At 63.0% G+C, this 14,552-nt stretch carries 9 protein-coding genes; 5 read left to right on the top strand and 4 right to left on the bottom strand.

The annotated features are described in order from the left end of the window. The first annotated feature begins 170 nt into the window (after nt 1-170). From gltB to AB5750_RS08670, 5 genes are all read left to right on the top strand, one after another. A complete protein-coding gene (gene gltB, locus AB5750_RS08690) occupies nt 171-4,868 on the top strand; it encodes a glutamate synthase large subunit (protein ID WP_368146068.1) in 4,698 nt (1,565 codons plus the stop codon). A 5-nt stretch (nt 4,869-4,873) separates the two neighbouring features. Then, complete coding sequence (locus AB5750_RS08685) at nt 4,874-6,355, top strand: glutamate synthase subunit beta (protein ID WP_368146069.1); 1,482 nt, start codon at nt 4,874-4,876, stop codon at nt 6,353-6,355. A gap of 416 nt (nt 6,356-6,771) precedes the next feature. Beyond that, on the top strand, nt 6,772-7,479 hold the full coding sequence (locus AB5750_RS08680; protein WP_148332042.1) for a hypothetical protein: 708 nt from the start codon (nt 6,772-6,774) through the stop codon (nt 7,477-7,479). Nucleotides 7,480-7,672: 193 nt separating this feature from the next. After that, nucleotides 7,673-8,749 carry a hypothetical protein gene (locus AB5750_RS08675; RefSeq protein ID WP_148334164.1) on the top strand — a complete coding sequence of 359 codons (1,077 nt, stop codon included), beginning with the start codon at nt 7,673-7,675 and terminating at the stop codon, nt 8,747-8,749. A 295-nt stretch (nt 8,750-9,044) separates the two neighbouring features. Beyond that, nucleotides 9,045-10,415 (top strand): amidohydrolase family protein, encoded by a 1,371-nt coding sequence (locus AB5750_RS08670; RefSeq protein ID WP_368146071.1) that lies wholly within the window; start codon nt 9,045-9,047, stop codon nt 10,413-10,415. Between the two features lie 107 nt (nt 10,416-10,522). Here AB5750_RS08670 and AB5750_RS08665 read toward each other — a convergent pair whose 3' ends face one another. The 4 genes from AB5750_RS08665 to AB5750_RS08650 form a co-directional block, all read right to left on the bottom strand. Further along, complete coding sequence (locus AB5750_RS08665; RefSeq protein ID WP_055310332.1) at nt 10,523-10,996, bottom strand: hypothetical protein; 474 nt, start codon at nt 10,994-10,996, stop codon at nt 10,523-10,525. Nucleotides 10,997-11,142: 146 nt separating this feature from the next. Then, complete coding sequence (locus AB5750_RS08660; RefSeq protein ID WP_022094020.1) at nt 11,143-11,415, bottom strand: metal-sensing transcriptional repressor; 273 nt, start codon at nt 11,413-11,415, stop codon at nt 11,143-11,145. Nucleotides 11,416-11,454: 39 nt separating this feature from the next. After that, a complete protein-coding gene (locus AB5750_RS08655) occupies nt 11,455-11,676 on the bottom strand; it encodes a heavy-metal-associated domain-containing protein (protein WP_055251893.1) in 222 nt (73 codons plus the stop codon). A gap of 147 nt (nt 11,677-11,823) precedes the next feature. After that, nucleotides 11,824-14,166, bottom strand: a complete 2,343-nt coding sequence (locus AB5750_RS08650; protein WP_368146072.1) for a heavy metal translocating P-type ATPase — start codon at nt 14,164-14,166, stop codon at nt 11,824-11,826. Nucleotides 14,167-14,552 lie beyond the last annotated feature (386 nt).

Raw genomic sequence — 14,552 nt, 5'->3', positions numbered from 1 at the left:
AGCTTACAGGCCGAACTTGGGGCCCTTGTTGTCGTCCTTGAGGTCGGCGGTGTCCACTCGTAGGGCGTGCGTTACGCGATTGTTTCGAAACGGGCGGGAAACACAACGGGCCGGTGATGCTCCTAGTATGCCTATTCAACTGATTGTCTAATATTTAGGGGAGGATCGCGATGCAGGCAGATTCCGCTCAGCAGCAGGGCCTTTATCGCCCCGAATTCGATCACGATGCGTGTGGCATCGGCGCGCTTGCCGATATCAACGGCGAGCGCCATCACCAGATTCTGGACGACGCACTGTCCATTCTGGTCAACTTGGAGCACCGCGGCGGTACGGGACTCGAGAAGAACACCGGCGACGGCGCCGGCATCCTGTTCCAGGTTCCGCATCACTTTTTCCGCAAAGAGGCTCAAAAGTGCGGCCAGATTCTGCCGGCAGAGGGCGACTATGGCGTGGCCATGCTGTTCTTCCCGCAGGACGACAAGGGCGTAGAGGATGCCCGCCGCGTGTTTGAGGAGGGCTGCGCCGAGGCCGGCGTGCCGCTGCTCTTTTGGCGCGAGGTGCCGGTCGACCCGCACGACCTGGGCGAGACGGCCCGCGCCTGCATGCCCACTATCCTGCAGGCCTTCCTGGGCCGTCCGGACGACACGCCGGCGGGCGACGCCTTCGAGCGCCGTCTGTATGTGTGCCGCCGCACCATCGAGAAGAAGGCCGACGCTGAGTTTGCCCTGCGCGACAAGATCTTCTACGTGTGCTCCATGAGCTCGCGCACCATCGTGTACAAGGGTATGCTGGTCGCCACGCAGATGCGCCGCTTCTTCATCGATCTCAACGACGCCGCCGTCAAGACGGCCGTGGCGCTCGTCCACTCGCGCTACTCCACCAACACCACGCCCAGCTGGGAGCGCGCGCACCCCAACCGCTTTATCATCCACAACGGCGAGATCAACACCCTCAAGGGCAATGTCAACTGGATTCGCGCCCGCGAGCCCAACCTGTACAGCCCCGTGCTGCAGCACGATCTTGAGCGCGTGATGCCCATCATCAACCGTGAGGGTTCCGACTCCGCGATTCTAGACAACGTGCTTGAGTTCCTGGTCATGAACGGTCGTCCGCTCACGCGTGCCGCGTCCATGCTGCTGCCCGAGCCGTGGGACCACAACGACAGCCTGAGCGAGGAGCGCCGCGCCTACGACGCCTACCAGTCCATGCTCATGGAGCCGTGGGATGGCCCGGCCGCCATCGCCTTTACCGACGGCCGCACCCTGGGCGCCGCCCTCGACCGCAACGGCCTGCGCCCGGCCCGCTACTACGTGACGCGCGACGGCCGCTTTATGCTGGCGAGCGAGGTGGGCACCATTGAGGTGCGCCCCGAGAACATCCTGACGAGCGGCTGCCTGGGACCGGGCCAGATGCTCGAGGTCGACTTTGCCCGCGGCCGCGTGATCTACAACGACGAGCTGCGCGCCCGCTACGCCAAGGAAAAGCCCTACCGCGACTGGATCGCCGAGGAGACGTTGACCGTCGACGCGCTCGATAAGCCCGCCGCGGCGACGCCGGCTGAGGACGCCGAGGTGCCCGCTGCCGTGCGCATGGCCAAGCTCGGCTATCACTGGGACGATGTCGACGAGGTCGTGCGCCCCATGGCCCAGCAGGGCAAGGCGCCGCTCGCCTCGATGGGCATCGATGCGCCGCTGGCCTGCCTGTCCAAGAAGACACGCTCGTTCTACGACTATTTCTATCAGCTGTTCGCCCAGGTCACGAACCCGCCGATTGACGCCCTGCGCGAGCATATGGTCACCTCGACCACGCTCTACCTGGGCAATCACGGCAACTTGCTCGAGGACTCCCGCACGGCTTGCCAGCTGGTGCGCCTAGAGCGCCCGTTGCTCAACGAGGAAGAGTTCGACCGCATCTGCGCCATCGACCGCGTGGGCTTTAAGACCCGCCGTTTCCGTGCCGTGTACCGCCGCGACGCTGGCGAAGGCGCGCTGCAGGCTGCACTCAAACAGCTTGCCGAGGACGTCGAGGCCGCGGTCCGCGACGGCGTGAACATCGTGGTGCTGAGCGACCGCGCTGCCGCGGGCGAGGTGCCCGTGCCGTCGCTGCTCGCCGTGGGCTGCGTTCACAATCACCTGATTCGTGCCGGCGTGCGCACCTTTGCCGACATCGTGGTGGAGTGCGGCGACGCCGTGTCCCCGCACGACTTCGCGGCGCTGGTGGGTTACTCCGCGAGTGGCATCTATCCGTACAACGCGCATGCGTGCATCCGCGATCTGGCGGCACGTGGCGACCTGGACGTGACGGCCGAGCAAGGCATCGACAACTACAACAAGGCTGCGACGGCAGGTATCGTCTCCATCATGTCCAAGATGGGCATCTCCACGGTGCAGAGCTACCACTCCGCGCAGATCTTCGAGGCCGTGGGCTTTACCACCAAGTTCATCGATGCGTACTTTGCCGGCACGGTGAGCCGTGTGGGCGGCATGGGTGTCGAGGACGTCGAGCGCGAGCAGAACGAGCGCTACGACGCCGCGCTCGCCATCCTTAAGAGCCCCGCGCCTGAGCAGCTGCCCACGCTGGGCCTGACCAAGTGGCGCCCGCTCGGCGGCGAGGATCACCTTATCGACCCGCAGACCGTCTACCTGCTGCAGACCGCCTGCCGCGAGGACAGCTACGACACCTTTAAGGAGTACAGCGCCCGCCTGCACCGCACCGGCCGCGCCGTGCGCCTGCGCGACCTGCTGGACTTTAATGCCAACGGTCGCACGCCGGTTTCGCTCGACGAGGTGGAGCCCGCGCTCAACATCGTCCGCCGCTTTAACACCGGCGCCATGTCGTACGGCTCCATCAGCAAGGAAGCACACGAGTGCATGGCCATCGCCATGAACCGCCTGCACGGCCGTTCCAACTCGGGCGAGGGCGGCGAGGACCCGCGTCGCGAGACCCCGCTGGCTAACGGTGACTCCAAGAATTCCGCCATCAAGCAGGTGGCAAGCGCGCGCTTTGGCGTGACGAGCCGCTACCTGTGCAGCGCCTTCGAGATTCAGATCAAGATGGCCCAGGGCGCCAAGCCCGGCGAGGGCGGCCACCTGCCCGGCAAGAAGGTCTACCCCTGGATCGCCGAGGTCCGTCAGTCCACGCCCGGCATCGGCCTGATCTCGCCTCCGCCGCACCATGATATTTACTCCATCGAGGACCTGGCGGAGCTTATCTTCGATCTTAAGAACGCCAACCCCGGCGCACGCGTGTCGGTCAAGTTGGTCAGCGAGGCCGGCGTCGGCACCATCGCCACCGGTGTGGCCAAGGGTGCCGCCGACAAGATCTTGATCAGCGGCCACAACGGCGGCTCCGGTGCTGCGGCGCGCGATTCGATCTGGCACGCCGGTCTGCCGCTGGAGCTTGGCCTTGCCGAGGCCCAGCAGACGCTGCTGCAAAACGGCCTGCGCTCACGCGTGGTGCTCGAGGCCGATGGCAAGCTCATGGACGGCACCGATGTTGCCGTCGCCTGCCTGCTGGGTGCCGAGGAGTTTGGCTTTGCGACCATGCCGCTCATCTCCATGGGCTGCCTCATGCAGCGCGACTGTCAGCAGGACACCTGCCCGGCCGGCATCGCCACGCAGAACTGCCGCCTGCGTCGCGGCTTCCGCGGCAAGCCCGAGCACGTCGAGCACTTTATGCTCTTTGTGGCCGAGCAGCTGCGCGAGGTCATGGCGAGCCTGAGCTTCCGCACCGTCGACGAGATGGTCGGCCATCCCGAGTGCCTGCGCCAGATCGAGGTCCCGGGCAACCGCAAGGCCAACCTGCTCGATCTGTCGCCCGTGCTGGCAAGCGTGACCTGTGAGTTTGGTGCCCACATCCCGGGCGCCGACGGCCGTCACTTCCTGCCCCAGATGGCTGCGGACAGCGAGCTCGACAAGACGCTCGACTCCACGCTGTTTGTGCCCTATACGGCCGATGCCCGTGCGCACCTGCGCCCGATTCGCTTCCGCGCCGATATCGCCAACGTCAACCGCTGCGTGGGCACCATCCTGGGCAACGCGGTGACCAAGGCGCATCCCGAGGGCCTGCCCGCCGGTTCCATCACCATCGATTGCGATGGCTCGGCCGGTCAGAGCTTTGGCGCGTTCCTGCCGCGCGGTGTGACGCTCAACGTGTGCGGCGACGCCAACGACTACTTTGGCAAGGGCCTTTCGGGCGGCGAGGTCTCCGTGCGCCCCAACCCGCGTGCGACCTACAAGTTCGACGAGAACATCATCGTGGGCAACGTGGCGTTCTTTGGCGCCACGAGCGGCCGTGGCTTCATTAACGGCCTGGCCGGCCAGCGCTTTGGCGTTCGCAACTCCGGCGCCACCGTGGTGGTCGAGGGCTGCGGCAACCATGGCTGCGAGTACATGACGGGCGGCCTGGCGCTCATTTTGGGCGAGGTCGGGCAGAACTTCGCCGCCGGCATGACGGGCGGCGTGGCTTACGTCTTTGACCAGTACGGCACCCTCGATGCCCGTGTGAACCACGAGAGCGTTGAGCTCAAGGCCCCGACGGCCGGTGAGCTGGCACAGATTCGCGAGCTCATCCAGGAGCACGTGGACGCGACGCAGAGCCCGCGCGGCATTAAGCTGCTCTACAGCTTTGAGACGATGAGCAAGCACTTTGTGAAGGTCATTCCGACCGAGTACGAGCGCGTGCTGGCGATTGTCGCCGCCGCCGAGGCCGTCGGCAAGACGCATGCGCAGGCCGAGGAGCTGGCGTTTGACATTGTGACCGGTCGCGCCGACGCCGCTGATGTCGCTCGCTTTGATGTGGCGGGTGGTGTCGCTGGCGCTGTGCCCGCCGCCGCCAGCTCTGTTGCTTCGACCAAGAAGGAGGCGTAAGTGCCATGGGTAAGCCCGGTGCTTTTCTTGATATCGATCGCGTGACCCACGAGCTGCGCCCCGTGGAGGAGCGCAGCCGCGATTTCGATCCGCTGTACGTGGAGCTCGACGACGATGCGCGCCGTGCCCAGGCGAGCCGCTGCATGATGTGCGGTGTGGCGTTTTGCCAAATGGGCGCGAGCTTTGGCAAGGCGCGTCCGAGTGGCTGCCCACTGCACAATCTGATTCCCGAGTGGAACGAGCTAGTGTATCGCGGCCGCTGGGACGAGGCTGCCGAGCGTCTGTCACTCACCTCGCCTATGCCCGAGTTTACGAGCCGTGTGTGCCCGGCGCTGTGCGAGGCCGCGTGCAACCTGGGCTCGGTCGACGGTCAGCCCACGACGATTCACGACAACGAGCGCGCGATCAGCGACCATGAGTGGGCAAATGGCGGTCCGCGCCGCTTTGAGCCGGCGGGGGAGGGCGCACCCACGGTTGCCGTGGTGGGCTCCGGTCCTGCTGGTCTGGTGGCAGCATGGGAGCTTGCACGTCGCGGTGCCTGTGTGACGGTATTTGAGCGTGATGACCGCCCGGGCGGCCTGCTCATGTACGGCATTCCCAACATGAAGCTCGAGAAGTCCGTGGTCGAGCGTCGCGTGGCACTTATGCGCGAGCTGGGTATCGTCTTTGAGCTGGGCGCTGACGTTACGAACCCTGCGGTGGCGGCCAAGCTCAATGGCTTTGACGCCGTCGTGGTGGCTGCCGGTGCTCGCGCCCCGCGTGGACTGGCTGCTGAGAATATTGACGCACCCGGCGTGGTGTATGCCGTGGACTACCTGACGGCCTCGACCGTCTCGATACTCGATGGCGGCGAGCCTGTCGTCGATGCATGCGGCCTGGACGTCGTGGTCATTGGCGGCGGCGATACCGGTAACGACTGCGTGGGCACCGCGGTACGTCAGGGTGCGCGCAGCGTGCGCCAGTTTGAGTTCTTGCCGGCGGCGCCTGATGCGCGCGCGGCGAGCAACCCCTGGCCGCAGTGGCCCAACGTGAAGAAGACCGATTACGGCCAGCAGGAGGTCATCGCTGCCATGGGCGGCGAGATGCGCGCTTGGGGCGTGGATACGCTCGAGGTGCTGCTGGATAAGAAGGGCGCTGCCGCGGGCCTGCGCGTGGTCGATCTGGACTGGTCGGCGGGAAAGCCCGAGCGCATCGCGGGCTCCGAGCACGAGGTGCCGACGCAGCTGGTGCTCATCGCCTGCGGCTTCACGGGCCCGGAGCACAGTGTGTTCGACGCCGTTGGCGTGCCCGTTGCCACCGCTGGTCGTCCGCTGCCTGTGATGGCCGCCGAGGGCTCGCATCTTGCGGCGCGTGGCGAGGGCGTCGCCGCGGATGCCGCGCCGGTGTATGTGGCCGGCGACGCCCGCAACGGCAGCTCGCTCGTAGTGAGCGCCATGGCCGACGCCCTGGCCTGCGCTGCCGAAGTCGCCGAGGCGCTGGAGCTGTAAGGCGGCTGTCCACAGCTGAATCGTCAAGGGCTGTCCCCAACGGCCGGCCCAAAAGGAACGTCCCCAAGTGCCGGCATGCTGGGGACGTTCCTTTTGGGTCGGCATTCGGGGACACTTCTTGCGGGTTTGCGACCGATTTGTTCGTTTGTCGACGCGCGAGTGTCCATTCGGCGTCTTTTTGAGCTGTGGTCACCTGTTGTTTCTGTGGTGGCTGTGGGCATATGGCTCAAAAGGGCGGGTTGGCCGTCTATGTTTACCTGCGGTTTTATTGCGGTGCGCATTTTCGGTCAAGCATCCCGTCAAGTGTTTGGTCAGCAGTTGGTTTGCAGCCGGAGGCCTATTTTGTCCGTGCTGACAGTGGCTGCCCACCCTCCTCGTAAGCTCAAATTGAGGTTCATCAGTTTGAGGAGGATGCCGTGACTGACCACGTTTTAGACCGAGCGCATCTGGCCGAAGCCGTTGGCAACGATATTGCCGACATGGCCCATTTTTGGATGCTGCGGAAGTTTCAGTTTTTGGAGCCGGCGCGCGAGCAGTTCGAGATCATTGTCGACCCGTGGCTCGGCTATTGCACCGAGCCTTCCCAAAACGAAATCATGGCCTACAACATGGCATTTACCGATTGGCTGCTCTTCGAGCGCCCCTATCGCCATGGCAAGACGCTGCTCGAGCTGTATGTTGATGAGCCGCCGGCATCGCTTTCGCCTGCCTCGCTCAAGCGGCTCGAGCAGGTATGCGACACGCAGTATTTCTCGCGCTTTGGCATTTTGGACAAGGATCCTGCGACTGGTATGGTCGCGCTGAAGGACACACGCACCGACCGTCGCTTTGACGTCTACGATCCGCATATCGTGCAAAAGGAGCATTGGAGCGACGGAGCGATTGCGGTGCGCCTCGCCTGCGTCGACGATGTCTGGCTGACGGCGGGACAACTCTATCTGTATGACATCGCACGCCTGAGTGACACGGCGGTCGATGGGCCTGGTGCGGTGCATCCGGAGGACCTGCAGGATGGCTTTGACACCTCGTGCATCAGTTTCTTCTTGCGTCTGGTCCGCGACATCATGGGCGCCCAGGGGCGGTACGTAAAGTCGCTCAACATCTACGAGCAGGAGTGGGAGTAAGGGATGTGACTGGCGTCGCCCTGCTGCCCTGACTTTGTCTCAATCTGTAACGTTTGGCGGCTGTTTGGGCCCGTAACTGTTACAGATTGAGACGGAAGGTTGGCGGCTGCCGAAAGATCTTGTTCTGTAACAACTAGAGGCTCAAAGACTGTCTTCCTGTTACAGATCAAGACATTTGTCAGCGGAGGCAACGGTGACGATGGTCCATTTGTCTGACGTGGTGGTGATGAAAGTGTCTAATACCGTTCTCAAACACAAACATGCGACTCGCAACACGTTGGCGCGGAACAGGATGCTCGCGCGGCTCACGGAGGCGACCGAGCAAGGTACGCTGCTCGCAACGCATGACAATACCGAGCTCATGTGGTTGCGACGCCATGTTGGAACCGACGATATTGCGGAGCCCGAGCCGTACCTGTTCTGTTTTCAGCATGATTGGGATGCATTGACGCTGACGGAGCGAGCACTGAGGACTATCAGAGGGCTTGCGGAATTTCATCCCGATTGGGCGTTTTGGGGATATGACGCCGCACTGATATGGGGTCTGGAGGTGCCGAATGATCTGCTCGGGCCGCGTTATCTTGTTAAGACAGGTTGCTCGGTGCCGCTGAGTGCAGGATGTCGGCTGTTGCGTCCGCAGGCGGCGGGTGCGCTTGAACAAGTCGACGGCGTGTGGGCGACGCCGTTTTGGCGCACGGTAGATGATTGCTTGCTGCGTGCGCCGTTCTCCTACGGGTTGGCGATTGCCGATTCTGCACTGCGGGCGAAAGGCGTATCGCGTGGGGATTTGTGCGAGCGCCTCCGCGTCGATTGTAAGGGCAGGCGAGGGTATCGCAGGGCACAGGTGATTGCGTCGTATGCGGACGGGCTGTCCGAAAACGGCGGCGAGTCTCGGTTCCGAGCGTTCTTTATTGCGTACGGCTTTCCGGTTCCGGAGCTGCAGGTGGAGTTTCGCGACCCGCTCGATCCGAGCCAGGTGTTTCGCGTCGACTATTTTTGGCGGCTCGAGAACGGGACGTGTGTCATCGGCGAGCTCGACGGAAAGGGGAAGTACACCTTGCAGAACGGCGAGGGTCGGGAGTCGGTCGACCCATTCGTGGCAGAACGTCAACGGGAGTCCCATCTGACAATGCTCGGGCATAAGGTGCTTCGGTTTACGTTTAACGAACTCAAAGACCCGGGGAAGCTGGTCGAGAAAATGAGGCTGGCGGGTATTCCGCGACGGGCTGATTTGGCTGAGGAATGGAGATGCCGGTGGTATGGGCGCTGAGAGGTTTTGTCTCAATCTGTAACGTTTAGAGGTTATTTGAGCTCGTAACTGTTACGGATCGAGACAAACCGGTGAAACGTCGACCGAATGTCTCGATCTGTAACATCAAGGGGCCCAATAACCCTGTACCTGTTACAGTTCGAGACATTCCCCTGATGTTGCTGGGATGGGGCTGCAACGTATTCCGTCCCCCACATCCCCTCTTCCCTCCGTTAACCGATATGTTTGACTTTAGTTCGCTGCATTAGGTGATAATGGACAAATGTTCAAGTTAATTGCGAGGGAGGAGCTCGATATGGCGTCTGCCGATCGTTCCACGTTGTTTATCAATGCGACCGTCCTGGATGGTTCGGAGCATATGGAGCCGCAACCCGATATGGCCGTGACTGTTGAGCGCGGTGTCATCACGTGGATGGGGCCGAGTGCTGTGGCGCAGGCACCTGCAGGTGCCGAGGTCATCGACCTGGCAGGTGCGTATCTCATGCCCGGTCTCATCAATATGCATGTGCATCTGTGCGGTTCGGGCAAGCCGGTTTCGGCGGGCGATGCGGGCGCGCTGATGAAGAAGCTCGATAATCCCGTGGGGCGCGCCATCGTGCGCCATATTCTTAAGGGCAGCGCCCAACAACAACTGGCAAGCGGCGTGACCACGGTGCGCGGCGCGGGCGACCCACTGTTTGCCGACATCGCCGTTCGTAATGCCATCGACGCCGGCAAGTATCAAGGTCCTCGCCTGGTGGCGCCGGGAACGGGCGTCACGGTGCCGGGCGGCCATGGTGCGGGCTTGTTCGCCCAGGTGGCAAACAGTCCCGCCGAGGCAGCCGAACAGGTGCGCGACCTGTATGCGCGCGGTGCCGACGTCATTAAGCTGTTCGTAACGGGCGGTGTGTTCGATGCGACCGAGGTGGGCGAGCCGGGCGTGCTGCGTATGCCGGTGGAGGTTGCCGCGGCGGCGTGCAAGGCGGCGCACGATATGGGCCTTCCGGTCATGGCCCATGTCGAGAGTACCGAGGGTGTGAAGGTTGCGCTTGAGGCCGGCGTTGACACGATTGAGCACGGCGCTCCGTTGACGTCCGAGATTCTGGAGCTGTGCCGTGGCACCGCGGGCACGCAGCTCGAGGGGCGTGCGCCCAGCGTTACCTGCACTATCAGCCCGGCGCTGCCGTTTGTATTGCTCGACCCGGAAAAGACCCATTCGACCGATACACAAAAGAAGAACGGCGACATCGTGTGCTCGGGCATCATCGAGAGCGCCCGTGCCGCACTGGAAGCTGGCGTTAAGGTGGGCCTTGGCACGGACTCGAGCTGCCCGTTCGTGACGCAGTACGACATGTGGCGTGAGGTGGCCTATTTTGCCAAGTACGTGGGTGTGAGTAACGCCTTCGCGCTGCATACGGCCACGCAGGTCAATGCCGAGCTGCTGGGGCTGGGCGGCGAGACCGGCACAATTGAGTGCGGCAAGGCTGCCGATATCTTGGTGACGCGCGAGAACCCGCTCGATGACCTGTGCGCTCTGCGTGAGCCGATGCACGTGATGTGTCGCGGCGATCTGGTGCGCAAGCTCAAGGTGAAGCGCATCCTCGAGGTGGACGCCGAGCTCGACGCGATTATGGCCATGCCTGCCGAGGCGTTGGCCGAGGAGCTTGCCCGCGATGGCGTGGCGTAAGCGCGCGATATGGTGATGCGACAAAGGGACAATCCTTTTGTCATAATCAGAAAAAGCCGAGGTCCCAGTGCGAGGCCTCGGCTTTTATTTGTCCCATGGTATGGCGGCTATGAGCGCGTCTCCATCTTGGCATGGCACTTGGGGCAGGTGACGCGGATCTTGCCTTTGCCCTTGGGAACGGAGAGCATCTGGCCGCAGTTGGGGCACTTAAGATAGGCCGTGGTCTTGCGGCCCTTCCACATCTTCTTGGCTGTGCGCTTGGCACGTTCAAAGTCTTCCTTGCTAGTACCGGCTGCGCGCGAGGCGTTGGCCGCTGCAGCTCCGCCGCCCAAACTAGCTACAAACTTGCCCAAGCCGGGTACGTTTGCAGTCGCGGCGACAAAGGCCTCGTTCTCCTTGTGACGTGCGTCGATATTTTTGGACAGGCCGCGCAGCACGCCAATCACGATTACGGCGATGGCAATCCAGCTGAGCCACTGGATGCGGGCTATCGATCCGATCATCGCGATGACGATGCCGGCAAAACCCATCACGATGGTGAGTTCATCGGCACCATTGCGACCCTTCATAAAGTCATTCATGCAAATTGCCTTTCGTTCGATATGCTGCACGCCTTTATACCCGATTTAGAGCAAGGGGGACAGGTTAATCTGCACCAATGTGGTGCAAACATACCTGTCCCCGGAATACCAAGACGGTGCAAACGTACCTGTCCCCAATGCCCCAATTACTTGGAGAGTTTGTCGACGACGCGTTCGATTTCGGCGAGTTTGGCGGCTTTGAGGTCTTCGTCGCCCGATTCGATTGCCGAAGTCACGCAGCCCTCGATATGCGCCTTGAGCACGTCGGCGTTAATGCGCGCGAGGAGCGCCTGTGTGGCCATGAGCTGTGTGGAGATATCGACGCAGTAGCGGTCCTCCTCGACCATCCGCAGGATGCCGTCGATCTGACCGCGTGCCGTCTTGAGCATGCGGGTCACCGATTTATGGTCTGCCATCATGGCGGGTCCTCGTTTCTGGTCGGGGGTACGTGCGGGTCGTTATGCGGCGGTCACCGAAAGGGCGTGGAACTTCTCGCCGGCGCCCTCGACGGCGGCAGCGAGCTGCTCAGCGGTCACGGTGTCGGCGCACTCCACCTGTACGGTCTGAGTCTCGTGATCGGCGTCGGCGTCGGTCACGCCGGCCACGTTGAGCAACGCCGTCTCGACGGTGGCGTCGCAGTGGCCGCACATAAGGCCGGAAGTCTTAATTGTGAAACGCATGGGTATTCCTCTCTGTTGTGTCGGCTTTCCCAGGCACCCGACCTTGACCTTCAAGCCGTCGCTCGCGTACCAAAGTACGCGTCGCTCCTCTTTCAGGTCAATCTCGGGCACCTGGAAAACCCGTTCTAAATGGACTTAATGGCGATCCTATTTTGCCGCTTTGGGCTTAAAGGATTTTAGGCGCAGAGCGTTGCTTACGACACATACGCTCGACAGGCTCATGGCCGCAGCGCCAAACATCGGCGAGAGCTGCCATCCGGTGAGCGGGAAGAACACGCCCGCCGCCAGCGGAATGCCGATGCCGTTGTAGAACAGCGCCCAGAACAGGTCCTGCTTGATGTTGCGGATCGTGGCGCGCGAAAGCTCGATGGCCCGCGCAACATCCATGAGGTCACTGCGCATGAGCACCACATCAGCCCCTTCTTTGGCGATGTCGGCGCCGGTGCCGACAGCAAGGCCCACGTCGGCGCGCGCCAGGGCGGGGGAGTCATTGATGCCGTCGCCCACCATGGCGACCTTGCTGCCCGCATCCTGCAGATTGCGCACGTGGCGCTCCTTGTCGGCGGGGAGGACGTCGGCGATGACCTGCTTGCTGTTCAGTCCCACGCGGCGGGCGATGGCCTCGGCCGTCACGCGGTTGTCGCCGGTGAGCATGCGCACGTCGACGCCAAGCGAGCGCAGTGCGGCGATGGCCCCGGCGCTCGTCTCCTTGACCTCGTCAGCCACGGCAATGGTGCCGGCAAGCTCGCCGTTCTTGGCAAAGAACAGCGGCGTCTTGCCCTCGGTGGCAAATTGCTCGGCAAGGTCCGTAGGCACGGCAGCGCCCAACTCGCCCATGAAGCGCACGTTGCCGGCCGCGATGATATTCTGCCCCTCGCGTGCCGTAACGCCACGACCGGGCACGGCGGCAAAGTCCTCGACCATGCGTGCGACGATTCCGCACGACTCGCACTCGGCCATAATCGCCTCGGCCAGCGGGTGCTCGCTCGAGCGCTCTAACGCGGCGGCCAACTTGAGCAGCGCCTTTTCACTCATGGCGGGCGAGCCGTCGGCGCGCGTGGCCACCACGATATCGGTCACGGCCGGCTTGCCGCGGGTGACGGTGCCGGTCTTATCGAGCACCACGGTGCCCACGTTGCGCAGATTCTCCAGCGCCTCGGCGCTCTTAAACAGAATGCCCATCTCGGCGCCCTTGCCGGTGCCCACCATGATGGCGACGGGCGTGGCCAGACCCAGTGCGCACGGACAGCTGATTACCAGCACGGCCACGGCGGAGGTGAGCGCCTCGTTCACGCTGCCGGTCAGCGCTATCCACACCACGAAGGTCACGGCCGAGATCATGAACACCACGGGCACGAACACACCGGCGACCTTGTCGGCCAGGCGGGCGATAGGCGCCTTGGTGGCATTGGCGTCCTCGACGAGCTGGATGATCTTGGCAAGCGACGTGTCGGCGCCCACGCGCGTGGCACGGAAGGTAAACGATCCGGTGCGGTTGACCGTGGCGGCGTTGACGGTGTCGCCGGCGGTCTTTTCCACGGGGATGGACTCGCCGGTGAGCGCGCTCTCGTCCACGGCCGAGCTGCCCTCGAGCACCACGCCATCGACAGGGATGGACTCTCCGGGGCGCACGCGCAGCACTTGGCCGGGTAGGATGCTGTCGACGTCGACGGTGGTCTCGGTGCCGTCATCGGCAACGACGGTCGCAGTCTTGGGCGCCAGATCGATGAGCGCCTCGATAGCGCCGCCGGTCTTGGACTTGCTGCGCGTCTCGAGGTATTTGCCCACGGTGACGAGCGACAGAATCGTGCCCGCGCTCTCAAAGTACAGGTTGTCCATGCTCGTCATCATGGCCTCGTGCACCTGACCTGCGGCCAGCTTGTCGGCCATGATGAACATAGCGTAGAGCGACCAGGCGATCGACGCGGTGGCGCCGACGGCGATGAGGGCGTCCATGGTGGGCGCGCCGTGCACGAGCGACTTGAAGCCGTTGATAAAGTATGCGTCGTTGACGTAGACGATGGGGATGAGCAAGACGAGCTCGGTGAGCGCCAACGTCATGCTGTGGGTGTGGTCGGTGAAGACGCTGGGCAGCGGCCAGCCGAGCATGTGTCCCATGCCTATGTAGAACAGCGGAATGAGAAAGATGATTGAGATGATGAGGCGGGTGCGCATGGCAGAGGCGGCGGCCTCCAGCTTTTTGGTTGGCGACTCCATATGGGCGGCGCCGGACCTGACTTGCGTGCTGCCGTTTGAGCTGGCGGCACCGGTGCCCGCATCGACGGGCGAGGCCGAGTAGCCCGCGCGGTCGACGGCGGTGCAGATATCGTCGGGGGAGACCTGTGCGGGGTCATAGTCGACCAGCATGGAGCCGGCGAGCAGGTTGACGGCGACGCTTTGGACGCCGTCGAGCTTGCTGACGGCGTGGTCCACGTGTGCCTGGCAAGCGGCGCACGTCATGCCGCCCACGTCAAACTTATCTTGAGCCATGGCTTCTCCTTTCTGTGGCGTAGTGTCGGAAATGTTAACCCACCGATACTATACACCCATACCCCCTGGGGGTGTCCAGTACGGAAAGAAATGCATGACATTCCGATACAGATGAGGGTGGCCGCTCAATCGTTGGCAGTCCCTGTCAAACATCTCAACCTGTAACATCTAGCGGGGAAAATGAGCTCTAACTGTTACAGATCGAGATGTTGTTTTGCGTGGCTGAGCTCTGTCTTGATCTGTAACGGTTCGGCCGGTTTTTGCTGAGCAGCTGTTGCAGATTGAGACAATCGGCCCAGACCCGCCCCGGGTTGATTTCCGATCTCAGCCGAACACATTGAGCAAATAGGCCATTCCCGCAGTTAGCTGAACGCCCCCGCGGCCCC

This window comes from Collinsella aerofaciens (genome assembly GCF_040926185.1).
Taxonomy (GTDB): domain Bacteria; phylum Actinomycetota; class Coriobacteriia; order Coriobacteriales; family Coriobacteriaceae; genus Collinsella; species Collinsella aerofaciens_BC.
Note: the sequence above shows the minus strand (reverse complement) of the source record. Positions and strands in the feature narration are given on the sequence as shown.

Excerpts from the sequence above, each read along its gene's own strand:
- gltB (WP_368146068.1), top strand. The coding sequence starts at position 171 with ATGCAGGCAGATTCCGCTCAGCAGCAGGGCCTTTATCGCCCCGAATTC.
- AB5750_RS08685 (WP_368146069.1), top strand. The coding sequence starts at position 4,874 with ATGGGTAAGCCCGGTGCTTTTCTTGATATCGATCGCGTGACCCACGAG.
- AB5750_RS08670 (WP_368146071.1), top strand. The coding sequence starts at position 9,045 with ATGGCGTCTGCCGATCGTTCCACGTTGTTTATCAATGCGACCGTCCTG.
- AB5750_RS08665 (WP_055310332.1), bottom strand. The coding sequence starts at position 10,996 with ATGAATGACTTTATGAAGGGTCGCAATGGTGCCGATGAACTCACCATC.
- AB5750_RS08660 (WP_022094020.1), bottom strand. The coding sequence starts at position 11,415 with ATGATGGCAGACCATAAATCGGTGACCCGCATGCTCAAGACGGCACGC.
- AB5750_RS08655 (WP_055251893.1), bottom strand. The coding sequence starts at position 11,676 with ATGCGTTTCACAATTAAGACTTCCGGCCTTATGTGCGGCCACTGCGAC.
- AB5750_RS08650 (WP_368146072.1), bottom strand. The coding sequence starts at position 14,166 with ATGGCTCAAGATAAGTTTGACGTGGGCGGCATGACGTGCGCCGCTTGC.